The sequence below is a fragment of the Actinomyces sp. SKVG-SVH-4(1) genome, from assembly GCF_048514265.1.
GTDB lineage: Bacteria > Actinomycetota > Actinomycetes > Actinomycetales > Actinomycetaceae > Actinomyces > Actinomyces oris.
In genome coordinates this window covers 161,942-187,658 of sequence record NZ_JBGEVE010000005.1, presented here as the reverse complement: position 1 = coordinate 187,658, position 25,717 = coordinate 161,942, and the positions used below count along the sequence as shown (strand labels likewise).

Sequence of the window (25,717 nt, the reverse complement as noted above, 5' to 3'; positions counted from 1 at the left end):
GCCGGCGCCGCATCACTATTAGCAGGGCAACCGTCGCCGTCGCCGTCGTGGTGGTGGTCCTGGGCGGTGACCAGCAGCCGGGCCAGCAGCCCCTCCACCACACCGGCCAGCTCACCGCCCGCGGCCAGGGACCCCAGCAGGCCCGCCACATCCTCAGGGCAGGTCACGGCCTCCGCCGACACGTCCTGTGCAGGCGCGCTCAGCGTCCCGGCCGCACCACCGGCCGGGACACGAGGAAGCACACCGCCTTCGAACATATGTACAGTATAGCCCGAACCCCCACCACCCGCACGCCGAAACGGGCCCCAGAAACACCGGCACAGCAACGAAAACCCCGGGGCGTCGACCTTCTTGGCTTCAGGCATAAGGAGGTGGAGTGGGGCCGGCTCTTGCTTCACGTCCCGAACTCACCCACCTGAACCGGCCAACCGGTTTGGGTGGGCTGGTCCGGGACGTCCGGTCCGGGTGGGCTAGTTCAGGGACACAGGTTCGGGAGGGCCGGGTGCGCGGATACAGGTTCGGAAGGGTCGGGTGCGGGTGAGCAGGTGCGGGCAGGCCAGTTCAAGGATGCAGGTTCGAGGCGCTCGGCTCGGGCGATCCGGTTCAGGACGTTCGGTCCGAGTGGGCCGGCTCAGGCCGACCCGACCCCACCTACCCGAACCCGCTCACCCAACCCCACCCCCTCCCCGACGTGACGCGGCTCAAAGCCGCGTTGTTGCCCACACCCTGGGGGAGCCCCTGCCTTCCTCCATAGACTGTGGCGCGGTACCCCGCCGTCGTCGCCCCGGACCGGAGCAACCGGTTCTCCCGGCAGCGGGAACGCGGGTGCCACGTCCACGTCCCCTGAAACAGGAACGAAGAACAGTGAACGCACGTCCTCTCAATGTCGCCGTCATCGGAGCAGGCCCCGCAGGCATCTACGCCTCGGACATCCTCTCGAAGTCGGGCATGGAGGTCTGTATCGACCTGTTCGAGCGGCTTCCTGCGCCCTACGGGCTGGTGCGCTACGGCGTCGCCCCCGACCACCCGCGCATCAAGCAGATCATCGTGGCCCTCTACAAGATCCTCCAGCGCGGGGACATTCGGCTCATCGGCAACGTCGAGGTCGGCCGTGACATCTCGGTGGCCGAGCTCCAGGAGCACTATGACGCCATCATCTTCTCCACTGGAGCCGACACTGACGCCCCCCTCGACATTCCCGGCGTCGATGCCCCTGAGTGCTACGGCGGCGCCGACTTCGTCTCGTGGTACGACGGTCACCCCGACCACCCGCGTACCTGGGACCTGAGTGCCAAGGAGGTCGCCGTCATCGGCGTCGGCAACGTCGCGCTGGACATCGCCCGCGTCCTGGCCAAGCACGCCGACGACCTCATGACTACTGAGATCCCCGCGAACGTGGCCGCCACGCTCCAGCAGTCCCCGGTCACCGACGTGCACGTCTTCGGTCGCCGCGGTCCGGCTCAGGTGAAGTTCACCCCGCTGGAGCTGCGCGAGCTCGGCAAGCAGGCCGACGTCGACGTCCTCGTCGACGAGGAGGACTTCGAGTACGACGAGGGCTCGCAGGCGGCCCTGGCCTCCTCCAACCAGCAGCGCCAGGTCGTCAAGGCCCTTGAGGGCTACGCGATGCAGGAGCCGGAGGACCTTACCGCCTCCCACCGCATCCACATCCACCTCTTCTCGGCGCCCCACGAGGTCCTCACCGACGACGACGGCCACGTCGTCGGCCTGCGCACCGAGCGCACCCGCCTGACCGGCGACGGCAACGTCACCGGCACCGGCGAGTACCGCGACTGGCCCGTCCAGGCCGTCTACCGCGCCGTCGGATACGCCTCCAGCGCCATCGAGGGCCTCCCCTTCGACGCCGAGCGGCACGTCGTCCCCAACGAGGGCGGCCGCGTCCTCGGCGAGGACGGCAAGCCCCTGACCGGCCTGTACGCCACCGGCTGGATCCGCCGCGGCCCCGTGGGCCTCATCGGCTCCACCAAGTCCGACGCGCAGGAGACCATCACCAACCTCGTGGCCGACGCCAATGCCGGCCTGCTGCACGCCGAGACCAGCGACGAGGCCCAGGTCGGTCACGACGCCATCATCGCCCTGCTGGAGTCCCGCGGCATCCCCTTCACCAACTGGGAGGGCTGGGAGCTGCTGGACGCCTACGAGCGCGAGCTCGGTGAGGGCTACGGTGAGGTCGTCGTCACCGGAGGGGCCTCCAAGCCGCGCGAGCGCGTCAAGGTCGTCTCCCGTGATGCTATGACCGCGATCTCCCGCTCCACCGAGGTTCCCGAGGACCTCATCGGCCAGCCCGAGACGGGTCGCGTCCCCGAGCGCGTCGCCCACCGCCTGGCCGACTGAGCCGAGCACTGTCTGCGGCTCAAGCCCAGCCGACATCGCATCACCCGTCCGGCACCGGTCCCCGCGGCCGATGCCGGACGGGCGTCGTCACCGACACTGAGAGGAAGAAGTCCGATGAGAACCCGCCGCATCCGCTTCGCCGGCGGAACCAACCGCTGGGCGCGTGACCTCTACCTGCGTGCCTTCCCCGAGGATGAGCGCATTCCCTGGGCGCTCATCCACGTGCTCAGCCTGCGCCGCGGCGTCGACCTCGTCGCCTGGTGGGACCAGCCCGCCGGACCGACCCGTGCGGCCCGCCCGGATCCTGTCGCCCTGACCTGGACCGTGCGTCGCCCCGGCTCCCGCCTGCTCTTCCTCTTCTACCTCGCCGTCGACGACGCCGCACGCGGCCGCGGGGTGGGCACCCGTCTCCTGGCCGAGCTCGAGCGCCGTCACCCCGGCTGCACCATCGTCCTGGACATCGAGCCCGTCATCGCCGAGGCCGACAACGCCGAGCAGCGACGCCGTCGGTTCTCCTTCTACGAGCGCTCCGGCTTCCGCGACACCGGGTACGCGGTCCAGGACTCGACGGGGGAGTACTGGACCCTCGCGCGTGAGGCGCCGGGAACTACCTTCGATCCCGACGACTTCCGCGATGCCCTGAGCTGCCTGGACTGCGGCCTCATCACCGCGCGAGTGGTCCAGCGCCAGCAGACATAGGTCAGACACAGGTTCATCCCATAGTCTCCAGCCATGACAAGGACTCACCACTACAACGGTCTCAAGACCGCCGTCCTCCTGGGCGGCATGTGGAGCCTGCTTCTCCTGCTCGGCTACGTGCTGGCCCGGGGGACCGGCTCCGCCATCTGGCTGGTCATCGCACCGGTCATCGGCCTGGTGCAGACCGCCTATGGCTTCTGGAACTCCGACAAGATCGCCGTGCGCTCCATGGGCGCCATCGAGGTCACCGAGGCCCAGCAGCCCCAGATGTACGCCATCGTGCGTGAGCTCTCCGCCGCTGCCGGCCAGCCCATGCCGCGCCTCTACGTGGCCCCCACGATGAGCCCCAACGCCTTCGCCACCGGCCGCAGCCCCTCGCACGCCGCCGTGTGCTGCACGCAGGGCATTCTCCAGCTCCTCAACGAGCGTGAGCTGCGCGGCGTCCTGGGCCACGAGCTCTCCCACGTCTACAACCGCGACATCCTCACCTCCTCGGTGGCCGCGGGCATCGCCGGCGTCATCTCCTCCATGGTCACCATGGCCATGTGGTTCGGCGGCGGCAACCGGCGCGACCGGGACGGCGGCAACATCATCGCCGTCCTGCTGCTCTCCCTCCTGGCGCCCCTGGCCGCCGCCATCACCCAGTTCGCCATCTCTAGGACCCGCGAGTACGACGCCGACCACGATGGCGCCGAGCTCACCCAGGACCCGCTCGCCCTGGCCAGCGCGCTCAGCAAGCTCGAGTCCGGAATCTCGCGCGTGCCCATGGGGCAGGACCCGCGCCTCGAACCGGTCTCCTCCATGATGATCGCCAACCCCTTCGGGAGCCTGCGCAACCTCTTCTCCACCCACCCGCCCATGGACAAGCGCATCGCCCGCCTCGAGCAGATGGCCGGGTACTGACGGGATGCCCCTGACCGTCGTCGGCGGACTACCGGCAGTCGGCAAGACCGCCGTGTGCCGGGAGGTCCTGCGCCTGCGGGCCGAGGTGCAGCAGCAGAGCCGGCCGCCGACCTGGCTGCGCATTGACACTATTGAGCAGGCTCTGCGGGACAGCGGTGAGATGCTCCCCGGCATGCCCGCAGGCGCCGGATACTACGCGGCCGCCGCTGTGGCCCGGGACGTCCTGGACTCGGGCGGGGACGTCCTGGTCGAGTGCGTCAACCCGCTGCCCCTCACCCGCCGCCTGTGGGAGGAGACAGCCTCAGACCTGGGCGCCCGGTTTCTCGCCGTCGAGCTCATCTGCTCCGATGAGGCCGAGCATCGGCGCCGCGCCCAGCAGCGGGTGAGCGACATCAAGGGACTTGATCTGCCGGGGTGGCAGGAGATCGCCCGTCGCGATTACGTCCCTTGGCCCGAGGCCGACCTCCGCCTCGACACCGCCCGGCTCACCGTCACCGAGGCCGCCCGGGCCATCGTCGACCTCGGCCTCGCGGATGGAACCCGATGACGGTGGACAGGGGAGTGGACACTCCACCTCCCACTGGAACCGACGACGACATCGCCCGACGCATTAGGGCCGCCGTCGATGCCGGCGAGTTGCGCGGCGTGACGACCGGACCGGTCGAGCGGCTGGGGACCGGTGAGAGCTACACGGCCTGGCGAATCGGCTCCGGGGAGCGGGCCCGGGTCCTGCGCCTTCCACGACGCCCGCCCCATGACCTGCCCCGCTCCATGCAGGCCGAGTTCGAGGTTCTCAGACGCGTCCCACCCGAGCTGGGAACCAGCGCCGTCGCCCTGGAGTCCGGCAGCGACAACCCGCTCGGCACCCCCTACATGGTGACCACTCACGTCCCCGGTCGGGCCCTGCGCACCGCCGACTGGAACCCGCGGTTCGCCACCGCCTTCGCCCACCAGATCGCCCGCCTGCACGAGGCCCTCGCCACCGCTACCGCCCCCGCGCCGTCGGCCGCCTTCGTACCGAGTGCTGGAGAGCAGGGGGAGGAGCTGGCGACCTGGTGGGGAGAGCACCATCCGCAGACCCTCACCGACCCCCGCGTCCGCGCGCTCCTGCCCGCCTGGCGCCGTGAGCTCGACCGCCTCGCCCCGGCCTTCGAGGCAGTCCCCACCCACCCGCTCATCCACGGCGACGCCGTCGCCACCAATGTCATCCTCGGCCCCGACGGCCTGCCGCGGCTCATCGACTTCGAGTGGTCCGGGCCCGGCGACACCGCCAAGGACCTGGCCCTCATCGGGGGCCGGGTGACCGGTGGGCCCTGGTACCTGCCCATGACACCCGACGACGTCACCGCCTTCGTCACTGAATATTCGCGGTACTTGCCGTCCTCGCGGCTTGTGCAGGACACGGGTGCCGCCGACCCGCAACGGCTGCTGGAGCGCCGCGACGCCTACGAGCTCCTCGACCGCCTGGGCAACCTCCTGTACTGCCTCAGCCGCCCCGGCGAGGCCCGCTACGGCAGATGGGCCGACGATCTCGCCCGCAGCCTGACCTCCCGACTCGCGGACTGAGCCGCCCGCCCTCACGGCGGTGTCGGGCTAGCCCCACCACGGCCCCGCCAGGTGGCAGGATTGGGCGCGATTCCGGCCCTGAGGAGGATATGAGGCATGAACAGATCAGCATGGGCCGCGCGCTACCGCCAGCTCGGCAGGGACGCCGCCTTCCTCCTCCTCAGCGGGCCACTGAGCCTGCTCGCCTTCTGCGTCATCGTGCCGCTGACCGCCCTCGGTGTGGTCACCACCATCATCTGGGTCGGGCTGCTGGTGCTCATCATCGACCTGAGCATCGCCGGGGGCTTCGCCAACATCGCCCGCCTCTCCATGGCGCGCGTGGACGGACGCGAGCCGGTGCCCGGCGGATACCTCGAGCCCGAGCCGGGAGCCTCTCTGCATCGTCGGCTCTTCCGGCGCCTGCGCGACCCCCAGCGCTGGATGGATCTGCTGTGGGCCGTCATCTACTTCCCGGTCTCCCTCATCACCTGGATCATCAGTGTTGTGTGGCTGGCCCTGGCCGTGGCAGGTCTCCTCGCCCCCATTGCCGACATCATTCTTGACCTGGTCCTCGATCCGGCCGTGGGGCAGCGCCAGGGGCTGGCTCATCTTCTGGGCCTGCAGCCGGAGCTGTTCTGGGACATCGGATTCAACCTCACCTGCGGCATTGTCTTCTCCCTGGCCGCCCCCGCCGTCCTGCGGGGCCTGGCCGCCATGCAGATCGGGCTCAGCCGCGCCATGCTCTCCTGGCGCAGCGAGGTCAGCCGCCTCCAGACCTCCCGGGCCGCCGTTCAGCGTGCCGAGGCCGACACCCGCCGCCGCCTGGAGCGAGACATCCACGACGGTCCCCAGCAGCGCCTCGTGCGCCTGCGCATGGACCTGGCCCGTGCCCACCGACAGGCCGAGAAGGACCCGGCGGCCGCGTCGGCCATCATCCAGGGTGCCATGGAGCAGACCCAGCAGACCCTCGATGAGCTGCGCCAGCTCTCCCGCGGCATCGCCCCACCGGTCCTCATCGACCGTGGCCTGGCGGCCGCCATCACCGAGGCCGCCACCCGCTCCTCCGTCCCCGTCACCGTGAGCACCGAGCTGCCCGACCTGCCCGACCACGTCTCCCAGGCCGCCTACTTCGTGGTCAGCGAGGCCCTGGCCAACCTCAACAAGCACTCCGGGGCCACAGCCGCCGGCGTCGATGCCCGCGTCGCCGACGGCGCCCTGCTCGTGAGGATCAGCGACAACGGCATCGGAGGGGCCTCGACCGCCAAGGGACACGGCCTGGCCGGCCTGGTCGAGCGCCTCAATGGCGTCGACGGTAGGCTCACTATCACGTCCCCGACCGGCGGACCGACCACACTGGAGGCGAGAATCCCGTGCGCGTTCTGATCGCTGATGACTCCGTCCTCCTGCGCGAGGGACTGGCACTCATCCTGGCCGACGGCGGCCACGAGGTCGTCGGGGGAGTGGGGGACGGTGAGGCCCTCGTGAGCGAGGCCCTGCGGCTGCGGCCCGACGTCGTCGTCGCCGACATCCGCATGCCACCCTCCCACACCGACGAGGGCCTGCGGGCCACCACCCGCATCCGTGCCCAGTGGCCGGGGGCACCCATCCTGCTGCTGAGCCAGTACGTCGTCGCCGGCTACCTGCCCGAGCTCCTGGCCGACGGCGGCGGCGCCCTGGGCTACCTCCTCAAGGACCGGGTCGGCGACATCGACGCCTTCCTCGGCGCGGTCGAGCGGGTGGCGCGCGGCGAGCTCGTCCTGGACCCCGACGTCGTCTCCCAGGTCCTCCAGCGAGGCCGGCGAGACGACCCGCTCACCGAGCTCACGCCCCGCGAGCGGGAGGTCCTGGCCCTCATGGCCGAGGGCCACACCAACGCCGGCATCGCCAAGATCATGGTGGTCACCGAGGGGGCCGTGGAGAAGCACACCCAGCGGATCTTCGCCAAGCTCGGCCTGCTGCCCGACGCCGCCGTCCACCGCCGCGTCAAGGCCGTCCTGACGCTGCTGTCGGCCTAGTCGCCGGGGACGAGCGCCGCTCAGCGGTAGTTGACGAACTGGAGGGCGGCGTCGACGTCGAGGTTCTTCAGCAGGGCGATCACCGTCTGGAGGTCGTCGCGGGATTTGGAGGTCACGCGCACCTCGTCGCCCTGGATCGTGGCCTTGACGCTCTTGGGGCCCTCGTCACGGATCGCCTTGGTGATCTTCTTGGCCACCTCCTGGGTGAGTCCCTCGCGCAGCGGGCAGGCCAGGCGGTAGATCTTGCCCGAGGGTCGAGGCTCCTTGTCCCCCAGGTCCAGGGCTTTGAGGGAGACGCCGCGGCGGAAGAGCTTGGACTCCAGGACGTCCAGGATTGCCAGGACCCGCTCGGCCGTGTTGGCCTCCAGGGTGATGGTGTCGCCCGACAGGCTCACGGAGGCGTCAACGCCGCGGAAGTCGTAGCGCTGGGAGATCTCCTTGGCGCACTGGTTGACGGCGTTGTCCACCTCCTGGCGGTCGAGGCGGGAGACGACGTCGAAGGAGGAGTCGTTGGCCATGGCGGCAGTCCTTTCCGGGGTGGGGACTTCAGTTGCCCCGAGTCTAGGTGGGTTGTTCTGTGAGGAGGGTCCTACGGGGGCGATTGGCGTTTCGCGCCGCTGCCTTGCTATTCTTCCACGGCGCCAAGCGATGACCGAGAGGTCGGAGCGCGGAGCCAAGGCGGGTTGCCCGAGCGGCCAATGGGAGCTGACTGTAAATCAGCCGCGTAATGCTACGGGGGTTCGAATCCCTCACCCGCCACGGCGATCACTCGTGATCGCACCTCGCCATCCGGTGAGGGCCGCAGTGAGCGAAGCCACGGCGGAACGAATTGCCAGAGCGATTCGAATCTGCCTAGGATTCGGCTCGTTGCCCCGATAGCTCAGTCGGCAGAGCGTCTCCATGGTAAGGAGAAGGTCAAGGGTTCGATTCCCTTTCGGGGCTCTCACAGCGGGGGCCACTGGCCCCCATTGTGTTCCTATGGCGAGGTAGCTCAGCTGGTTAGAGCGCACGACTCATAATCGTGAGGTCGAGGGTTCGAGTCCCTCCCCCGCTACGCAAGCTTTCGAGTACAGCGTTCCGTCGCATGCTCGAGGATCGACACGAGGAGACAAACGTGGCCAGCAAGTCCGCCGACGTTCGCCCCAAGATCACTCTGGCCTGCTCGGAGTGCAAGGAGCGCAACTACATCACCAAGAAGAACCGTCGGAACACCCCCGACCGTCTCAGCATCGCCAAGTTCTGTGCTCGCTGCGGCAAGCACACTGAGCACCGCGAGACCCGCTGAGCATCGCGCAGCGAACCCGGTCGCGGCCGGGTAGCGAGCCCCGTCGACATGAGATCGGCGGGGCTTCGTCGTCTCCTCGGGCCGGGTGCCTAGTATCGTGAGGGTGAACGGTCTCAGTTCCTGTGACGACGCCGTCGAGCGGCTCGCAGCAGTCCTGAGTGGGGTGCTCGCAACCGGCTCCTCCGGACTGTCCGACCGCGAGGCTCACCGCCAGGCCCGGCGGGGAGCGACGGCGATCCTCCCCGCTGTGCAGGCCCTGCGCCGGATCCAAAGCCGGCTGCGGGACTGCCGGGGAGAGGCCGCCTGGGAGGGCCTGGTGCACCGCCGTTGCCGGATGAGTGCGAGCCCCACGGGTGGCGGGGTCGCCCCGGGGCCGGCCGCGGCCGACGGAATCTCGATCCGGCAGGTCGAGCGCGCCGGGTGGGAGCTCATCCAGGCGACGGTCGAGGTGCCGGTGGAGGGGCGGTACTGGCGGGTGACCCATGAACTCGCCCGCCGGACGTCGCCGCCCGGGCCGGGCGCCGTCGAAAACGGGACACTCGCGGCCCCGGGGGCCGGATTTGATACGTCGACGGGCTGCGTGTTCTACCGGCTCACTGACTCCGATGTGGTCTCCTGGGCACAGGCCAGCGGAGACCGGAACCCCATCCATCTCCTGCCCGGAAGGGCGGCTGAGGCGGGTCTGTCGGTCGGCTCCGGCGAGGTCGTCGCTCACGGCTTGCTCCTCGGAGCGATCAGTCTCGCCCTGGTCCAGCCTTCGCCTTCACGGCAGGTCGGCCTCGTATTCATTGGTTCTGCTGATGTTCCGGCCTCCGAGTGCGGCGCGGAGGAGTCGTGGGCGATGCTCGCCGTCGATCCTGTCAGCGGAGACATCACTCAGGGCCGGCGTCCCGTCCTGCGCCGCCAGTGATTCCATCCATCCCGTCAACGCCACCCGGAGATGGTGCGGAAGCCAGCCATCGTCCTATCAATACATGAAGGAATAGTGATCGCTTACTGGAGGGAATTCTGACGTAGATTCATTACTGCCTTGAAGGAAGTGACACGAAGACGTGAAAATGAATTATAGACCCCCACCCGATCATCGGTAGATGGGGATGATAGCGTAACAAAGGTGGGTATTTGGGATGTCAAACTGATGTATGTCAGGTGACATGAAGTCAGTGCCTGAATTGTTTTCCTGCACAGAAGTGGGTCCCCGAGATCCGCTTAATATCAACGAAAAGTGGAGGGGTTGCCTGTGTTTCCAAGGTTGCCTGATGTTGTGGGTCACTGTGGTGGAGTGCTGAGTCTCCGACCGAGTGTGATAAAAAAGAAGTGGAGCCGCGCTTGTATGAAAGCCAAAGGCGATCAACAAGTTCGTGCTCGAAGGTTCGCGACCTGCCACAGGTCGGTGCTGAGAGGAGTCGATAAAGGTGATTACCGCAGAGCGGACGATGGTGGAGCCGACGGCCTGCGCCGAGGATGTCGAGATGACGTGGACTCAGAGCGATCAGGAAGCCGTTGAGGCCACCTACGGCCAAGAGCTGGCCGGGGCTGCGGGATCTCCCGAGGATGGCCTGAAGCCGACCGGTGGCTGCGGCCAGAGCGACTCCTTGGAGCAGAAGGGCTTCCGTCGGCTCGACGAGATCGAGATGGATGCCTGGCGCTCCTTCCTGGCGGCCTCCACCTCCGTCACCGCCCGCCTCAACCGTGAGCTCGAGGCCGGGTGCGGCATCTCCATGCACGAGTACGAGATCCTGGTGCGCCTGTCCGAGGCTCCTGAGCAGACTCTGCGCATGTCCACTCTCGCCGAGCACGTCTCGCACTCCCGCTCACGGCTGACCCACACGGTCCGACGCCTGGAGAACGTGGGCTACGTCGAGCGCAGCTCCTGTGACTCCGACCGTCGCGGCGTCAACTGCACGCTGACGCCGCAGGGCCTCAGCTTCCTGCGAGAGGCGGCTCCGGTGCACCTCGACGGCGTACGCCGCCATGTCGTCGACCGTCTCAGTCGTGAGCAGCAGGTCGCCTTGGCCGAGCTCATGAGGGTCATCGCCCAGGCCCCGGACTCCTCCTGTGGGCTCTCGGCGGCCTCGGCCTCCTGAGGCTCCTGCGCGATCAGTGGGCGTCGTCAGCCGGTCTCGTCACCGGTGGCGGCGCCCACAAGTCTGTCCAGACCACGTCCAGGTCCGCCAGAAGGCGGCGCAGCAACGGCAGGGAGATGCCGACGACTCCGTGAGGGTCGCCGTCAATCCCCTCGATGAAGGCGCCGCCCAGGCCGTCAATGGTGAAGGCTCCGGCGCACCACAGCGGTTCCCCGCTGGCGACGTAAGCCTCGATCTCAGCCTGGGACGGGGAGCCGAAGCGGATGGTGGCCGAGCTGACCCCCTCGGCGATGGCGCCGTCGGCGGTGCGCACCAGGAAGTGCCCCGTGTGCAGGGTGCCGGTGCTCCCGCTCATCATCCGCCAGCGCTCATGGGCATCGGCGGCGTCGATGGGCTTTCCGACGACCTGGCCGGAGATCTCCAGCATGGAGTCGCAGCCCACGACCACCTCGGCCTCCTGCGGGTCGGTGGACGCCATGACGTCGAGGGCCTTGGCCCGAGCCAGGGCCTGGACCTGCTCGGCGGCGGTCGGGGCCGCTAGCCCGGCCTCGCGGCGCCGTCGGATCAGCTCGTCGAGCACGGCCTCCTCGTCGACGTCGGAGACCCGCACCAACGGCTCGACCCCTGCGGCTCGCAGGGTGGCCATTCGGCCGGATGACTTCGAAGCCAGGAGAATCACGTCGCCAGACTATACGGGCCGGTAGTCTCGGATCATGACCTCAGGCGGAAGCCCCTTCTCGCGTCTCGACACCGTTCCCGTCACCGGATCCACCCAGGACGACCTGCGCGCAGCCCTCACGGGACCTGAGCGGGCGTCCTGGCCGCACCTGTCGGCACTGCGAGCACTCGCTCAGACCGCCGGAAGAGGGAGGTCCGGGCGCGCCTGGGTCACCCCCGCCGACGGAGGGGCCCTCCTGGTCTCCGTGGTGCTCAGGCCCCTCGTCCCCGCCCAGTGCCTGGGCTGGCTGCCGCTGCTGGGCGGCCTGGCCGTCCGGGACGCTCTGACCCCCCTCGTCGAGGACCTGCCCTGGCGTGTGGGGACCAAATGGCCCAACGACGTCGTCGCCCTGCCCGATGACCCGGCGGCCGTGCCCGCAGTGCCCGGCTGGGCCGGTACACGCAAGATCGCCGGCGTCCTCAGTGAGCTCGTCATGCCGGAAGCCGCCGCAGGGGGTGTCGCCCGCTTCCTCGCTCCAGATGCGGTTCCAGCCGACCGCGATGACGCGCCCATGGTCATCCTCGGAGTCGGCGTCAACATCGGGCAGGCGGCTGAGGAGCTGCCGGTGCCCTGGGCCGGCTCCCTGCGCACGTTGGGCGCGGTCGGTACGGGGAGCGGACCCGATCCGGAAGACGCCGTGGAGATCGTTCTGACGGCGATCGGCCACCAGCTGGCCCGGCTCGTCGGGCAGTGGGAGGAGGCCGGCGGGAATGTCGACGCCGCGGGCGGCGCGCTCGGGCGCCGGCTGCGCGAGGCGCTGACCACCCTGGGGAAGCAGGTCAGTGTCCAGGCTCCTGACGGTGAGATCGGTGGGCTGGCTATCGACGTCACCCCCGCCCTCGTACTGCGCACCCAGGCCGGTGACACCGAGGTTCGCGCCGGCGATGTGACCCTCGTGCGAATGGAGGGCTGAGGGGGTCGTGAGAATCATGAACTCGTTGCTGGTGAACGCGGTCTGTCGCCCAATGGGCATGAGCGTGTGATCTGCGCTACTGTGGCAGGGTGACATTAGACAGCCAAGCGAGCGAGGGGCTCGCACCGGACTCCCGCGGGGGTGTCTCCCAGCAGATGGCTCACCAGGGCGCGCATCGTGTCGAGGGCGAGGCCGCTGCTGAGGTGGACCCCGCGGAGAGAACCACCCTGGTGGGACACGAGAGCCTGCTGCTGGGGGCGCCCCCCTGCCTCACCCTGACCGAGCTGGCTCAGCGAGCTGGAACCAGCATGGAGGTGGCGCAGAAGTTCTGGCGCGCCATGGGCTTCGCCGATGTCCAACCCGATGAGGTCCGCTTCACTGACCAGGATGTTGCCGCACTTCAAGACACCGTGGCGCTGCTGGATGAGACCAGTGACTCCTCCCTGGCCTCGGCCAGCGCGCTCGAGCTCCTCAGGGCCCAGTCCTACACCATGGACCGCCTGGTTCTGTGGCAGTTGGAGACTTTCGTCACGGACCTCAGTGAGCGTCTCGGGCTGGATGACACCGCCGCACGGCTGGTGGCCCTCGACCGCATCGACGGCCTCGTGGAGCTCCTGTCGCGCCAGCTGACCTACGTGTGGCGCCGTCACATGGCCTCTATCCTGGGGCGCACCGATGCGGAGGTGTCGACCCGGGGCAGGGAGGACGCCGGCCCCGATCTCTACCCGCTCATCCGCTCCCTGGGCTTCGTCGACATCGTCTCCTTCACCCAGCGCGCTCAGGGCATGAGTAAGGCCGCCCTGACCCACATGCTCGAGGACTTCGAGAACACGGCCCGGGACGTCATCACCTCGCGGGGCGCGCGGGTGGTCAAGACGATCGGGGATGCCGTCATGTACATCTCCGACGACCTGCTGATCGCCGCCGACGTCGTCACCGCCTTAGTCGAAGAGCTCCAGAAGGGGCCGGATGCGATCCGGGTGCGGGCCAGCCTCGTTGAGGGGCGGGTCATCTCCCGCTCCGGGGACGTCTTCGGTCCCACCGTCAACCTGGCCTCCCGGCTCGTGGATGCGGCCGAGCCCGGCGGCATCCGCCTGGACGAGTCCACCGCCATGGCCATTCTCCGCTCGCCCGAAGCGGGGCGGTACCGGGTGGGGCAGTGCCATGAGGTCGTGGCCAAGGGGCTGGGGCAGATCGTGCCCTGGTCGCTGGAGCGGACCTCGCCGACCCGCCCCTGAGTCGAACCCCTCGTTCCGTTACCATCTCGTGATTTTCTGTCCCTTCGGCTCGTGAAGGGGCTGCTCGATCCTGGGGTTTTCCGCGGTATCCCCGCCGAAACGTGGTCTGGCTGTCAGAGGTTCGGGGAGCCAATGCCTCGGAGGTGGTCACGTCTTGATATCTTCTCCACCTCTGGGACGATGGCGGAGGGGTGCGTCGTCACCTAACATCGCGGATGTGACAACTGTTCTGCTCGTCGAAGACGATCCTGCCATCTCCGAGCCCCTCGCCCGCGCCTTCGGACGCGAGGGCTATGAGGTCCTGACCCACGGCACCGGTAAAGGCGCCCTCGAGGAGGTCTCGGCCGCCGACATCATCGTCCTGGACCTGGGACTGCCGGACATCGACGGCCTGGACGTGGCCCGTCAGGTGCGGGCCCAGGGTCTGACGATCCCGATCCTCATGCTCACCGCCCGCAGCGAGGACTCCGACCTCGTCGTCGGTCTGGACGCTGGGGCTGATGACTACGTCACCAAGCCCTTCCGCCTGGCCGAGCTGCTGGCTCGCGTGCGGGCACAGGTCCGCCGCGCCTCGGGGGAGGCCACCGAGGACGAGCTGAGCGTCGGAGAGATCCGGGTCGACGTCGCCGCTCACCGGGCCTTCGTCGGCTCGCGCGAGCTGCAGCTGACGACCCGGGAGTTCGAGCTGCTCCGGGTCCTGGTGCGCGCCGGCGGCAAGGTCGCCTCCGGTGAGGACATCCTCAAGGAGGTCTGGGGTGAGGACCCCACCGGGAGTCCCCAGACCCTCCAGATGCACGTGACCTGGCTGCGTCGCAAGCTCGGTGACGATGAGGAACGGCCTGCGCTTCTGCTGGCCCAGGAGGACGGTTACCTCCTGACCGCCGGCTGAGTCGCTGACCGGGAGGGCTTCCCGAGAGGAGTGCTGGGTTCCCAAGGCGCCTCGATGAACTGATCGGGGCTGAAGGAGGGCTTGCCATGCGTCGTTACGCCATGACGATGACGATGTCGGCGGTGTCGGTGGCCGTCCTCCTGTTGGGACTGCCGCTGGGGGGCGCCTGGATCGCCAGCGCGTTGCGCTCCGCCGGAAGCGGCGACCGGGTCATCATCATTGGCACGGTCATCCTCACGGTTCTGGTGCTCACCGGTACCGCGCTCACGGCGGCCTCCGTGGTGGCCTCCCGGGTGTCCAGGCGCATCTCGGCCCCGCTCATCTACCTGGCCGCCGAGGCCGAGCAGCTCGGCAGCGGCCAGGTCCGCCCGAGGCTGCGCTCCTCGGGGATCGAGGAGATCGACCTGGTCCAGGCCGAGCTGGTGCGTTCGGCCGAGCGCGTGGCCGGACGCATCGCCGCTGAGCGGCAGTTCGCCTCCGATGCCTCCCACCAGCTGCGCACACCGCTGACCAGCCTGTCGCTGCGCCTGGAGGAGATCGAGCTGCTCGCCGGTGAGGAGGAGGTGCGTGCCGAGGCCCACGCCTGCCTGGAGCAGGTCGAGAGGCTCACCGGCGTCGTCGAGGACCTGCTCAAGGTCTCGCGCCGCTCCGGGGGCGGGACCACGGAGGCGCTTCACCTCAAGGACATCTTCGCTCAGCAGCGCGAGGAGTGGGAGCCGGCCTTCGAGCAGGCCGGGCGCACCATCACCTTCTCCGACGAGATCAGCCACCCGGTCCTGGCCACGCCCGGGTCCCTGGCCCAAGTGCTGGCCACCGTCATCGAGAACTCCCTGCGCTACGGGGCCGGGACGACCTCGGTGAGTGTGCGCGGGGCCAACGGCGGTCACGCGGTCTTCATCGACATCGCCGACGAGGGCGAGGGCGTGGCTGAGGACATCGCACCGCACGTCTTCGAGCGGCACGTCTCCGGCTACGGCTCCACCGGCGTCGGGCTGGCCCTGGCCAAGGACCTCATCGAGGCCGACGGCGGCCGCATCGAGCTGTCCCAGCGCAGCCCGGCCGTCTTCTCCATCCTGCTCAACGCCGTCCCCAAGTCCCTGGACCCCAACAACGTCCTGCCGCAGGGCGCGCTGGTCTCGGTGGGCCGGCGTCGTCGCTTCTGAGCCGCCGCTGAACCTTCGCGCGACGGCGAGGTGAGGGCTGAGAGGCGGGGCGTCAGGAGTTCTGGCGGCGGGACTTGATGACCTTTGAGATGGCGGAGGCGAGCATCGGCGCCACCGAGATGAAGACGATGACGAGGATCATCGTGTCGATGTTCTCCCGGATCCACTCGAAGGATCCCAGGAAGTAGCCCAGCCAGGTGATGCCGAAGGCCCAGAAGGTGGCGCCCAGGATGTTGAAGGTGATGAAGTGGCGGTAGCGCATCTTGCCGACGCCGGCGATGACGGGCGTGAAGGTGCGCACGATCGGCACGAACTGGGCCAGGGTGACGGCCTTGCCGCCGTGGCGCTCGAAGAACTCTGAGGTGCGCTCCACGTACTCCTGCTTGAACAGACGGGAGTCGGGCTTGTTGAAGATCGCGGGCCCCGCCTTGCGGCCGATGAGGTAGCCGGTCTGGTTGCCGGCGACGGCGGCGAGCCATACGAGGGGGGCCGCCACCCAGATGTGTACGCCGACGGCGCCGGTGCCCACGAACATCCCCAGCGTGAAGAGCAAGGAGTCGCCCGGCAGGAAGAAGCCGATGAGCAGGCCGGTCTCGGCGAAGATGACGAGCATGACGCCGAGGATGGCCCAGGGGCCGAACCACTTGACGATGGTCGTGATGAGGTTGGCGGCGTCGAGCCACTCGGGGCCGAGCATCGGTGCGCGGACGGAGGGGAGGGCTGTGGGCAGGTTCAGCGCCGGTGCGAAGGCGTTCAGGGCAGTCACCGTGCAAGGCTAAACGCTGCCCCGGCGGCCATGCCGTGAGAGCGATCCCCTCCAGGCTGTGGCATCGGGCACCCCGAAGGGTGCGGCCAACCGGGTCGGTCCTCTCGGGCGTCAGGGACGAACCGAGATGGGAACGGCCGGGGACTCAGTGCCGCTGTCGGGCCGTCCCTGGGGGCCGGTGCTATCGGTGTCGTCGTCGCCGGGGGAGCGGTCCTTGTGCCCAGTGAAGACGATGTAGTGGTAGAAGACGAAGCGGAATGCTGTCCCCAGGCCGAAACCGACGACGTAGGCAGCGACATTGTCCGCCAGCGGGGAGGTCAGCCCCAGGACGTGATGGGTGAACAGCAGGCAGAACTGTGTGATGGCGATACCGCCCAGGTTGGCCAGGACGAACAGCGTGGCCTCGCGGGCGACGTTCTTCTGGGTCCGGCCCCGGTAGGTCCAGTAGCGGTTCGCGATCCACGAGAAGACGGTCGCCGTCGAGGAGGCCAGCAGCTGGGCGGAGTTGGGGTGACCGGAGAGGACACCGGTGGGGCCGTGCTGGAGCAGGTTGAACAGGCCGACGTCGATCACGTAGGCCGCAGCGCCCACCATGCCGAACTGCATGAACTCCTTGACGAGGGCGATGAGCCTCTGGGTCAAGGAGTTGCCGGAGGAGCGCGTCATGGCGGGCATCCTATGCCGATCACAGTCAGGTCACGCAAACCGGGGCCGCTCACGGCACCCAGTGAACACTGACGCTGCCCAGGTCCCACACCCACGAGACCCACAGCAGCTGGCCGGCGATGCCCGCCGCCAGCAGGGCCAGCCGCCGGCGGGTGGTGCCGGCCGCCACGGCCAGCGCCCAGCCCGCTGGGGCCAGGGGCAGCAGGAGGCGCAGCACCGACGTCGTCGGATCGAAGAAGACCAGGAGGTAGAGCAGGTAGCCCAGGCACCAGAACCAGACCGCGGGCCCCAGGGCCCGCAGGCTCGGGGCGCTCAGCAGCAGGCCCACCGCGAGCAGCACGACGGCCAGCAGGGCTGGTCCCAGGTGCGGGCCCACCCAGTCGCCCAGGCGGGTCGCCCACTGCACGACGGGCGCCAGGTCCGCGCCGCGCCAGGAGGTCTCAGTGGCCGTGTAAGCGTCCTGGCGCCCCGTGACCAGCCAGGCGATGAGCGGCCAGCTCAGGGCCGCCGAGCAGGTGAGCAGGGCCAGCACCAGCAGTCGCAGGCGTGCGCCCGGCGCCTGCCGGACGTGGCCGGGCGCCAGACGCGCGAACCAGGTGGGCGGGACCCAGCCGCGGGCGCAGGCCACCTCCCAGGCCCACCACAGCCCCAGCGCCGCCCCCAGGGGGACTCCGACGGGGCGGGCGAAGCAGGCGGCCAGCGCCAGGGGAATCGCCGTCAGTGACCGCCCGCGGCTCGCCAGCCACAGCGTCAGACCCACCAGCACCAGTCCCAGGGACTCGGCGTAGGGGACCTGGAGGACCGCGGCGCACGGCGAGGACCAGACCAGGGCCACCGCCCACAGGGAGGCCCGCCTGCCCGTCACCGGTGAGAGCCAGCGGTCCATGACGACCGCCGCCGCCGCCGAGGCCAGGACCGATACGAGGGCGGCGCGCACGTAGAAGGACCAGCCGGTCCAGCCCAGCAGGGAGGCCGCTGCGCTCAGCAGCGGCATGAAGGCCCAGGTGTTCTGGGCCACCCGCCCGTCGCCGCTCACGGGCAGCCGCTCCGGGTAGCCCTCCTCGACGATCCGGTTGTACCAGCCCGAGTCCCAGAAACGCAGGTGCTCCTCCCAGGACGGCGCGGCCCCGGCCCACGGGGTCGCGGGCGTGTCCTGGGCGCCCAGCCGCAGGATGAGGAGGGACACGGCGCTCGCCGCGGCCCAGACCGCCAGGACCTGGAGCCAGTGGTGCGGCCTCGAGGCGGCGCCGTGCGTCGAAGACGAGGGCGGGGCATGCCGGGCGCTGGAGGACGCGGAGGACTCTGAGACGGGTGGGGTCACGGCCCCCACCCTACGGTCTGGACCCGTGCGCGGTGAGGATGAGCGACATGCGGGTAGCCTTGGGGGCGTGAGCGCACCCATCGTCGCCGTGATCGGAGGCGGGCAGCTGGCCCGCATGATGCAGGAGGAGGCCAGTGCTCTGGGGATTCACCTCAGGGCGCTGGTGGAGGCCGCGGACGGGTCCACCGGACAGGTGACCCCGGACGCCCCCGTCGGAGCCGCCGACGACGAGGCGGCCGTACGCGCCGTCGTCACCGGGGACGGTGGTGACGGGCCCGCAGGTGGGCCGGCCTCGGTCCTCACCTTCGAGCACGAGCACCAGGACTCGGCCCTCCTGGAGAGGCTCCAGGCCGAGGGGGTCAGTGTCCAGCCCACCCCGCAGGCCCTGACCCTGGCCCGCGACAAGCTCGCCATGCGGAGGATGATGAGTGGGGCCGGGCTCCCGCAGCCCGCCTGGGCGGAGGTCGGCGGGCCGCAGCAGGAGAGCGCCGAGCAGATGGTCGACGCCATTGAGGCCTTCGCCGCCGAGCACGGCTGGCCCGTGGTCCTCAAGACGCCGCGTGGAGGCTATGACGGCCACGGGGTGCTGCTGGTGCGCAGCGCCGAGTCCCTGCGCCAGGGCGAGGCGGCTGAGTGGATCGCCTCGGTGGCGCGCGCCCGAGCGGGCCAGGGCGACGGCCGCGGGGCCGGCGGGGGAGGCAGCCTCGGAGGTGCGGCGGTGACCAGTCTGCTGGTGGAGCAGGCGATCCCCTTCACCCGTGAGCTCGCGGTCCTGCTGGCCCGCACCCCCAGCGGGCAAGTGGCGGTGTGGCCGGTGGCCCAGACGGTCCAGGAGGACGGCATGTGCGCTGAGGTCCTGGCGCCGGCGCCCGGTCTTGACTCGATCGCTGTCGAGGAGGCCGAGCTCATCGGCCGCACGGTCGCCGAGCGCGCCGGGGTGACCGGGGTGCTCGCCGTCGAGCTCTTCGCCGTGGAGACCTTCGGGGAGCCCACGCGCCTGTACGTCAACGAGCTGGCGATGCGTCCCCACAACTCCGGGCACTGGACCCAGGACGGGTCCGTCACCAGCCAGTTCGCCCAGCACCTGCGGGCGGTTCTCGACCTGCCGCTGGGCGCCACGGAGGCCACGGCGCCCACCACCGTCATGGTCAACCTGATCGGCGGCCGGCGCGAGCCGGGGTCCGATGCCCTGGCCCGGGCCATGGCCGCCCATCCCGAGGCCCGCATCCACCTCTACGGCAAGCAGTGGCGAGCGGGTCGCAAGCTCGGGCACGTCACCATGACGGTCGGTCCGGACCAGGAGATCGCCGACGTCGTCGAGCAGGCGCGCGGGGCCGTCGCCATCCTGCGTGGGGACGCCTGAGCCGGATGCATTCAGACCACAGCACGCAGGACACGACAGGGAGGACATTTCATGAGTGAGCCCAGCGCAGCGATGACGGGCACGCAGGACGTGGCGCGGCCGGAGGTCGGCATCGTCATGGGGTCGGACTCGGACTGGCCGGTTATGGGGGCCGCCGCCGAGGTCCTCGACGAGTTCAAGGTGGCCTACGAGGCCGACGTCGTCTCCGCCCACCGCATGCCCACCGAGATGATCGACTACGGGCGCGCCGCTGCTGAGCGGGGGCTGCGCGTCATCATCGCAGGCGCCGGGGGAGCGGCCCACCTGCCCGGGATGCTGGCGGCCGTCACCGAGCTGCCGGTGATCGGGGTGCCGGTGCCGCTGAAGTACCTCGACGGCATGGACTCCCTGCTGTCCATCGTGCAGATGCCCGCGGGGGTCCCGGTGGCCACGGTCTCCATCGGCGGGGCCCGCAATGCGGGGTTGCTGGCGGTGCGTATCCTCGCCTCCGGCCAGGGGCCGGAGGCCGACCGCCTGGGCGCCGCCATGCGGGCCTTCCAGGCAGACCTCAGCGAGGTCGCCCACGCCAAGGGCGCCGCCCTGCGCGAGCGGCTGCAGGATTGACGATCAACCGTTCGCGCGACGTGCGCGAAGGTCGCTGGCTGTATCAGGAGCCGGCCTTGAAGGCCTCTTGCCAGAACTCATCGGCGTCCCAGTCGGCTTTCATTCCCAGGGCATTCAGTGGGACGCGTTGATATTCGCCTAAAAGAGAGTGCATTCTCAGAGCCCACGTTGAGTGTGGGCTGATGGTGAACAAGATCGACTGAAGAGAGACGAGAACAGGGTAGAACCTCTTTCGTTCTAAGGCTCTTGGGTTGCCGGTATCAAAGGTGCTGCGATCGGTGAGCCAACGGACGGTCGGGCTTCTTGGAATGACTGGATATACGCCGAGGAACCTGTTCCAGAGACGTCCGTGGTGGGCGCAGATGTTGCGTACCCTCACGTAGGTCTTGAGCCAGGATTGCAGCACCTGGTCAGGGAGGTTGAGCTCTCTCGCAATTTTCTTGCGATACCTGAGGGTCAGGTCGGTGTAAAGGTGATGAAGCTCGCCAGCGGTGAGCAGCTCGATGACCAGCCAAGACGGTGGTGTCACTGGAGACGAGTAGGTGGCGAGGTAGTGCGAGAGGGCATCAGGGTAGTGGAGGTGATCCACCTGCTCGCCGCGATCTGAGGGGGTGCGCTGCCGTTCGCGTTCTGTGAGGTGCTCGACGCGTTCAACCGTTGCGGAGTGACCTTTGCGGGTTTGGTAGTTGGAGGCGATTTGGTACCAGAAGGCTCCGCCTTCGCCGTGTGTTGACATCGTGTTGGACACTGCGGCGCGGACTGCGACCTCGACGCGTTCAAGGGCGTCCATTGTCAGGAGGCGCAGCTGGCGATCGAACACGTAGATATAGAGGATGTCGTCGAAGGTGGTGCCCGACTTGAAGGAGTGGGTGGTTCGGTCGGCTTGGAAGGGGATTGTGTAGGGCGAGAGTCGATAGTATCCGATGTGTCGGAGGTATCTGGCAGCGCGATTCCGGTCCGTGATGATGAGTCCGCGTTCAATGTAACGCTCAATGAGCTCGTTCTCGTCGAGTGCTGGTTTATCGTAACGTTGACCTGGAGGATTCATCCTCCAATGGTAAGGTGGTGGCGTGTAAAAACCCCCCGATTTGGGCGTGCTCTGGCGAGCGAGAGGCCTGGGGGGTGTTGTGGTGTCAGTGTACACCGGCGTACCAAGTGTGCGGGGTGTTGGGTGAGGAACGCACTGACGCGTGGATCTCGCGTTCGTTTCTGTTCGTTTCTGAGCGAGCGTGGGTAGACTGGGGGCATGAGCATTCTCGTTGCTGGAGGCGCCGGCTACATCGGCGCGCACGTGGTCCGACTTCTCCTCGAGCGCGGGGAGGAGGTCGTCGTCGTCGATGACCTGTCCTACGGGACGCCGGAGCGAGTCAAGGGGGCTTCCCTCGTCGAGCTCGACGTCGCCAGCGGCCAGGCCCCCCAGACCCTCGCCGAGGTCATGGACTCGCACGGCGTCACCGCCGTCATCCACTTCGCCGCCCGCAAGCAGGTGGGCGAGTCCGTCGAGCGCCCCGCCTGGTACTACCAGCAGAACGTCGGCGGCCTGGCCAACATGCTGCTGGCCATGGAGACCGCCGGCGTCAAGCAGATGATCTTCTCCTCCTCGGCCGCCGTCTACGGCATGCCCCCGGTGGAGGTCGTTCCCGAGGACATCGACTGCCGCCCCATCAACCCCTACGGAGAGACCAAGCTCATCGGGGAGTGGATGATGGCCGACGCCGAGAAGGCCTGGGGGCTGCGCTGGGCCGGCCTGCGCTACTTCAATGTCGCCGGAGCCGGCTGGGACGACCTGGGCGACATGGCCACCCTCAACCTCATCCCCATGGTCCTCGACCGGCTCGCCAAGGGCGAGACCCCCAAGATCTTCGGAACCGACTACCCCACCCCCGACGGCACCTGCGTGCGCGACTACATCCACGTCAAGGACCTGGCGGTCGCCCACATCGCCGCCCTGGACTACCTGGCCGGCGGCCAGGAGATGGCCGAGCACGTCTTCAACGTCGGCACCGGCCAGGGCGCCTCGGTGCGCGAGGTCGTCTCCAAGGTCATTGCCTCCACGGGCCTGGACCTGGAGCCCGAGGAGCTCGCCCGCCGCGCCGGCGACCCGCCCCAGCTCATCGGCAACGCCACCCGCATCGGTGAGGTCCTGGGATGGAGGGCCGAGCACGACCTGGACGACATCGTCGCCTCCTCCTACACCTCCTGGCAGGCCGACCCCAACCGGCCCCACTTCGGCTGAGTGGTCCCAGCACCACGGCGTGCGGGCCGGTTCCCCCTCTCCCGGGGAACCGGCCCGCACGTGTTCGTCTTCGGTGACTGAGCGTCAGGACTGGTTGAAGTCCGCCGCCGTCAGCCTCCCGTCGCGCAGCTTGGAGAAGAAGTCCGGTGCGGTCGTGTCCCGCAGCAGCACCGTTTCGCCGATGTCGGCGTCCTCGGGGGAGTAGGCGGGATCCTCAATGGGCGGGGCTCCGGTCAGACCGCCACCGGAGGCGGAGCGGAAGGCCAGCACCATCTTGGCGATGCTCATGGTGCCGGCGCTGCGATCCACCGTGAGCGCGTTCGTACCGGCGTCAACCAGCGCGTCCTGCCGGGAGAAGGAGAAGGCGGTGGACGGCGCTGCCGCCTTGGAGACCACTGCGGAGATGACGGCGCGCTGGCGCTGACCGCGACCCACGTCACCGGTAGGGTCCGACTTGCGCATCCGGGAGTAGGCCAGCGCCTTCGTCCCGTCCACCGTCTGACACGTGCCCTGAGAGGTGTCCCAGACCAGGCCGGAGTCCTCATCGGCGACGTCGTAGTCCAGGCAGACGTTGACCCCGCCGACGGCGTCGACCATCTGGGACACCCCGGTCATGCCGACCTCCACATAGTGGTCCACGGTCAGCCCGGAGAGCTTCTCCACGGTCTGGACCAGCAGCTTGGGGCCGCCGAAGGAGTAGGCGGCGTTGATCTTGTTCTCCCCGTACTCGGGGATGTCCACGAAGGTGTCGCGAGGCAGGGAGGTCAGGCTCGTCTGTCCGTTCTCCGCCTTGTGCAGCAGCATGACGGAGTCGGCGCGCGCCCCCTCGGTCTCGTCCTGGACAGCACCTCCGCGCGCGTCCGAGCCCACGATGAGCCAGGTCTCGCCCGGAGTGTTGGCCGCCCCGGACAATGCGTCGACGCGATGGAGCTGGGAGGAGACGTCGTTCCACAGCCAGGCGACCCGCGCTGCGATGAGAGCCAGGACGACAACGATGACGACGACCGTCCAGCCCACGATCCGGCGCCACCTGGGACGGGTGCGCTGCGGCCGCTGCGGACGCTGGGGCGTGAGTGAGGGTCCACCTGCAGCGGGCTCCTGCGGCGACTGCCGGCCCGCGGAGCCCACGGGGTAGGTTCCGCGCCGCACGGGTAAGGCCTGCGTGCGCTCCGGCCCGGCTGTGCCGCTGCCTCCGTCGGTGTCCGGTTTCAGGGGGATCGCACTCGACCCGGTCCGGGCGTGGCTGCCCCGTTGAGACGGGGCGGAGGGGCGACGGGGCTGGACCGACGGCGGCTGCTGCCCCTCTCGCGCGGAGGCGGGCTGAGCCGAGGCCGGCTGGTCGCCGTCCTGACGGCCCAGGACCGAGTGCCGCTGGGGGCGGCGGGCAGCGGTTGATGACGGGCGGCGCGGGGCGCCACCGGCAACGTCAGTGGGCTGGGCGACTGCCTCGCCGCCGGACGCCTCCCCGCGCTCGCGGCTGCGCTGGTTGACAGCATCGATGGGACGCTGCCTGCGTTGAGGCCTGCCTCCGCTGGAGCCGGGGGTGATCGAGGGCGGTAGTGAGTCGTCTGTCGGAGTCACACCACTGATTCTGCCTCAGGCGGGGCAGGCAGAGGTGGTCGGCTTCGCGGCGGGTTGCTGCTGGGGGGTGCTCGCCTTGGGCGCCTGGGTGGACGGAGCCGGCGTCGGGGTGGGCTGGGAGGGCTCGGAGGACTCCGAGGACTCGTCAGTGTTCTCCGAGGCGGAGCCGTCCGCGGTGGCGCTCGAGTCCGACGAGGCGGGTGCCGAGGTGTCGGAGGGGATGGGCTTGTCATCCTCGAGGGCCTTCCAGACCTTCTTGGCGCCCTCGGCGGGGACCACCTGGTTCGGGTTGTCTGCGGGCTGGTTCGGCATGGTGACGAAGTTGATCTTGTCGACGCCCACGCCCTGGATGGAGTAGGCCAGGCCCGACAGGTTGCCGATCTGACCGATGCGCTCGGACGTGGTGAGGGTTTCCAGGGTGGAGGTCAGGAAGCCGGACTGCGTCAGGAGGCTGGAGGACAGCGCCTTGGAGGCCATGGCTCGCATGAGGTTCTGCTGACGGGTGATACGGGAGAGATCCGAGCCGTCGCTCACCCCGTGCCGGACGCGGGCGTACTGCAGGGCGTTCTCGCCGTTCAGCTTCTGGCAGCCTTCATCGAGCTTGAAACCGGTGTACTCGGAGTCGTCAATGGCCTCATCGACCTGCACGTGGACGCCGCCGAGGGAGTCGACCACCTTGGACAGGCCTGAGAAGTCGACGACGACGAAGTCGTCGATACGCACGTGCGTCAGCTTCTCCACGGTCTTGAGGGTGCAGGCGGCTCCGGAGGCAACGGCCTTCTTGTCGTCGCTGCTGCTGCCGGCTCCGTTGGCGAAGGCGGAGTTGAACGGTGCGTCCTCGCTGGAGTCGGTCTTCCCGCCGTCGAGGGTCGTGCACTCGGGGATGTCGACCAGGGTGTCGCGGGGGATGGACACGGCATCGACGCGCTTGCGGTCGGCGGAGATGTGCATGACCAGCGCCGTGTCGGAGCGGGCCACGGAGACCTCGTCGTCGCCCTGCGAGCCGTCGACGTTGTTGTTCCCCGCGCGCGAGTCGGTGCCCAGGATCAGGAGGTTGACGGCTCGGCCCTCGTAGCTGTCCGGCGGCTTGGTGCCGGGCCGATCCTCCTCGGTCAGAAGGCTGTCGATGTTGAACCAGGCGATCCGCGACTGGATGTTGTGCCACGCGAAGCCCGCGGCGGAGACGACGAAGATCGTCACCGCGAGCAGGCTGAGTCCCACTCGCCGGGCCAGGCGGCGTCCGAGTTCCTTGGAGGAGTGTCGCGCATTCGGCTTACTGAACTGAGGCACGGAAGCGATCATAGGGAACGAGACTGCTAAACCATATGGGTCTGCCTACACCTGTTACATGAGATTTACCCAATGCCGGGTGAA

General features: G+C 69.0%; 25 protein-coding genes, 3 tRNA genes and 1 pseudogene. 20 read left to right on the top strand and 9 right to left on the bottom strand.

Going from position 1 to position 25,717, the window contains the following annotated elements; translation table 11 throughout:
* Window positions 1–257: pseudogene (locus AB7V09_RS06585) on the bottom strand (HNH endonuclease); the annotation flags it as partial.
* Window positions 258–864: 607 nt separating this feature from the next.
* On the opposite strand from AB7V09_RS06585, the gene AB7V09_RS06580 reads away from it, so the two are divergent.
* The 7 genes from AB7V09_RS06580 to AB7V09_RS06550 all read left to right on the top strand — a co-directional run bounded on the left by AB7V09_RS06580 (window position 865) and on the right by AB7V09_RS06550 (window position 7,514).
* Window positions 865–2,352: an FAD-dependent oxidoreductase gene (locus AB7V09_RS06580; protein WP_009406996.1), complete on the top strand. Its 1,488-nt coding sequence runs from the start codon at window positions 865–867 to the stop codon at window positions 2,350–2,352.
* Window positions 2,353–2,466: 114 nt separating this feature from the next.
* Window positions 2,467–3,051, top strand: a complete 585-nt coding sequence (locus AB7V09_RS06575) for a GNAT family N-acetyltransferase (protein WP_279013162.1) — start codon at window positions 2,467–2,469, stop codon at window positions 3,049–3,051.
* Window positions 3,052–3,084: 33 nt separating this feature from the next.
* A complete protein-coding gene (gene htpX, locus AB7V09_RS06570; RefSeq protein ID WP_279013159.1) occupies window positions 3,085–3,954 on the top strand; it encodes a zinc metalloprotease HtpX in 870 nt (289 codons plus the stop codon).
* A 4-nt stretch (window positions 3,955–3,958) separates the two neighbouring features.
* Entirely contained in the window at window positions 3,959–4,501 is a 543-nt protein-coding gene (locus tag AB7V09_RS06565; RefSeq protein ID WP_419143275.1) for an AAA family ATPase, read from the top strand.
* Window positions 4,498–5,520, top strand: coding sequence for a phosphotransferase family protein (locus tag AB7V09_RS06560; RefSeq protein ID WP_419143274.1), 1,023 nt, complete (start codon window positions 4,498–4,500; stop codon window positions 5,518–5,520). The genes AB7V09_RS06565 and AB7V09_RS06560 overlap by 4 nt, the downstream gene beginning before the upstream one ends.
* Window positions 5,521–5,616: 96 nt before the next feature.
* Window positions 5,617–6,882, top strand: a complete 1,266-nt coding sequence (locus tag AB7V09_RS06555) for a sensor histidine kinase (RefSeq protein ID WP_279013153.1) — start codon at window positions 5,617–5,619, stop codon at window positions 6,880–6,882.
* The gene (locus AB7V09_RS06550) at window positions 6,870–7,514 is read left to right on the top strand and encodes a response regulator (protein WP_009747718.1); all 645 of its coding nucleotides are present in this window, start codon (window positions 6,870–6,872) and stop codon (window positions 7,512–7,514) included. Before AB7V09_RS06555 ends, AB7V09_RS06550 begins: the two co-directional genes overlap by 13 nt.
* Before the next feature lie 20 nt (window positions 7,515–7,534).
* Here the strand turns inward: AB7V09_RS06550 and AB7V09_RS06545 are convergent, their stop codons facing one another.
* Window positions 7,535–8,032 carry a YajQ family cyclic di-GMP-binding protein gene (locus tag AB7V09_RS06545; RefSeq protein WP_003787109.1) on the bottom strand — a complete coding sequence of 166 codons (498 nt, stop codon included), beginning with the start codon at window positions 8,030–8,032 and terminating at the stop codon, window positions 7,535–7,537.
* 159 nt (window positions 8,033–8,191) lie between these two features.
* Between AB7V09_RS06545 and AB7V09_RS06540 the strand changes: the two genes are divergently transcribed.
* The 6 genes from AB7V09_RS06540 to AB7V09_RS06515 all read left to right on the top strand — a co-directional run bounded on the left by AB7V09_RS06540 (window position 8,192) and on the right by AB7V09_RS06515 (window position 10,886).
* Window positions 8,192–8,273, top strand: a tRNA-Tyr gene (locus AB7V09_RS06540).
* A gap of 110 nt (window positions 8,274–8,383) precedes the next feature.
* Window positions 8,384–8,456: transfer RNA gene (locus tag AB7V09_RS06535), tRNA-Thr, on the top strand.
* Between the two features lie 38 nt (window positions 8,457–8,494).
* Window positions 8,495–8,568: transfer RNA gene (locus AB7V09_RS06530), tRNA-Met, on the top strand.
* 60 nt (window positions 8,569–8,628) lie between these two features.
* Window positions 8,629–8,799 carry a 50S ribosomal protein L33 gene (rpmG, locus tag AB7V09_RS06525; RefSeq protein WP_003779904.1) on the top strand — a complete coding sequence of 57 codons (171 nt, stop codon included), beginning with the start codon at window positions 8,629–8,631 and terminating at the stop codon, window positions 8,797–8,799.
* Window positions 8,800–8,902: 103 nt separating this feature from the next.
* Window positions 8,903–9,709 (top strand): MaoC/PaaZ C-terminal domain-containing protein, encoded by an 807-nt coding sequence (locus AB7V09_RS06520; RefSeq protein WP_419143273.1) that lies wholly within the window; start codon window positions 8,903–8,905, stop codon window positions 9,707–9,709.
* A 505-nt stretch (window positions 9,710–10,214) separates the two neighbouring features.
* On the top strand, window positions 10,215–10,886 hold the full coding sequence (locus AB7V09_RS06515; protein WP_419143272.1) for a MarR family winged helix-turn-helix transcriptional regulator: 672 nt from the start codon (window positions 10,215–10,217) through the stop codon (window positions 10,884–10,886).
* 13 nt (window positions 10,887–10,899) lie between these two features.
* Here the strand turns inward: AB7V09_RS06515 and AB7V09_RS06510 are convergent, their stop codons facing one another.
* Window positions 10,900–11,565: a Maf family protein gene (locus AB7V09_RS06510; RefSeq protein ID WP_419143271.1), complete on the bottom strand. Its 666-nt coding sequence runs from the start codon at window positions 11,563–11,565 to the stop codon at window positions 10,900–10,902.
* Window positions 11,566–11,599: 34 nt separating this feature from the next.
* Between AB7V09_RS06510 and AB7V09_RS06505 the strand changes: the two genes are divergently transcribed.
* From AB7V09_RS06505 to AB7V09_RS06490, 4 genes are all read left to right on the top strand, one after another.
* Entirely contained in the window at window positions 11,600–12,517 is a 918-nt protein-coding gene (locus tag AB7V09_RS06505) for a biotin--[acetyl-CoA-carboxylase] ligase (RefSeq protein ID WP_419143270.1), read from the top strand.
* An 89-nt stretch (window positions 12,518–12,606) separates the two neighbouring features.
* Window positions 12,607–13,755 carry an adenylate/guanylate cyclase domain-containing protein gene (locus AB7V09_RS06500; protein ID WP_419143269.1) on the top strand — a complete coding sequence of 383 codons (1,149 nt, stop codon included), beginning with the start codon at window positions 12,607–12,609 and terminating at the stop codon, window positions 13,753–13,755.
* A 217-nt stretch (window positions 13,756–13,972) separates the two neighbouring features.
* Window positions 13,973–14,644 carry a response regulator transcription factor gene (locus AB7V09_RS06495; protein ID WP_009406998.1) on the top strand — a complete coding sequence of 224 codons (672 nt, stop codon included), beginning with the start codon at window positions 13,973–13,975 and terminating at the stop codon, window positions 14,642–14,644.
* 86 nt (window positions 14,645–14,730) lie between these two features.
* Window positions 14,731–15,807, top strand: coding sequence for a sensor histidine kinase (locus AB7V09_RS06490; RefSeq protein WP_279013136.1), 1,077 nt, complete (start codon window positions 14,731–14,733; stop codon window positions 15,805–15,807).
* Between the two features lie 52 nt (window positions 15,808–15,859).
* On the opposite strand, the gene AB7V09_RS06485 is transcribed toward AB7V09_RS06490, so the two are convergent.
* From AB7V09_RS06485 to AB7V09_RS06475, 3 genes are all read right to left on the bottom strand, one after another.
* Entirely contained in the window at window positions 15,860–16,573 is a 714-nt protein-coding gene (locus AB7V09_RS06485) for a VTT domain-containing protein (protein ID WP_009747741.1), read from the bottom strand.
* Between the two features lie 111 nt (window positions 16,574–16,684).
* Entirely contained in the window at window positions 16,685–17,248 is a 564-nt protein-coding gene (locus tag AB7V09_RS06480; protein ID WP_419143268.1) for a GtrA family protein, read from the bottom strand.
* A gap of 40 nt (window positions 17,249–17,288) precedes the next feature.
* Window positions 17,289–18,560 (bottom strand): hypothetical protein, encoded by a 1,272-nt coding sequence (locus AB7V09_RS06475; protein ID WP_419143267.1) that lies wholly within the window; start codon window positions 18,558–18,560, stop codon window positions 17,289–17,291.
* A gap of 67 nt (window positions 18,561–18,627) precedes the next feature.
* On the opposite strand from AB7V09_RS06475, the gene AB7V09_RS06470 reads away from it, so the two are divergent.
* Together AB7V09_RS06470 and purE are read left to right on the top strand one after the other, a co-directional pair.
* A complete protein-coding gene (locus AB7V09_RS06470; RefSeq protein WP_419143266.1) occupies window positions 18,628–19,923 on the top strand; it encodes a 5-(carboxyamino)imidazole ribonucleotide synthase in 1,296 nt (431 codons plus the stop codon).
* 51 nt (window positions 19,924–19,974) lie between these two features.
* Entirely contained in the window at window positions 19,975–20,526 is a 552-nt protein-coding gene (purE, locus tag AB7V09_RS06465; RefSeq protein WP_419143265.1) for a 5-(carboxyamino)imidazole ribonucleotide mutase, read from the top strand.
* Between the two features lie 43 nt (window positions 20,527–20,569).
* Here purE and AB7V09_RS06460 read toward each other — a convergent pair whose 3' ends face one another.
* Complete coding sequence (locus tag AB7V09_RS06460; RefSeq protein WP_419143264.1) at window positions 20,570–21,574, bottom strand: Abi family protein; 1,005 nt, start codon at window positions 21,572–21,574, stop codon at window positions 20,570–20,572.
* 198 nt (window positions 21,575–21,772) lie between these two features.
* On the opposite strand from AB7V09_RS06460, the gene galE reads away from it, so the two are divergent.
* Entirely contained in the window at window positions 21,773–22,762 is a 990-nt protein-coding gene (galE, locus tag AB7V09_RS06455) for a UDP-glucose 4-epimerase GalE (protein ID WP_003787093.1), read from the top strand.
* Between the two features lie 84 nt (window positions 22,763–22,846).
* Here galE and AB7V09_RS06450 read toward each other — a convergent pair whose 3' ends face one another.
* On the bottom strand, window positions 22,847–24,343 hold the full coding sequence (locus AB7V09_RS06450) for an LCP family protein (RefSeq protein WP_419143263.1): 1,497 nt from the start codon (window positions 24,341–24,343) through the stop codon (window positions 22,847–22,849).
* 15 nt (window positions 24,344–24,358) lie between these two features.
* On the bottom strand, window positions 24,359–25,633 hold the full coding sequence (locus tag AB7V09_RS06445; RefSeq protein WP_419143262.1) for an LCP family protein: 1,275 nt from the start codon (window positions 25,631–25,633) through the stop codon (window positions 24,359–24,361).
* Window positions 25,634–25,717: the final 84 nt, after the last annotated feature.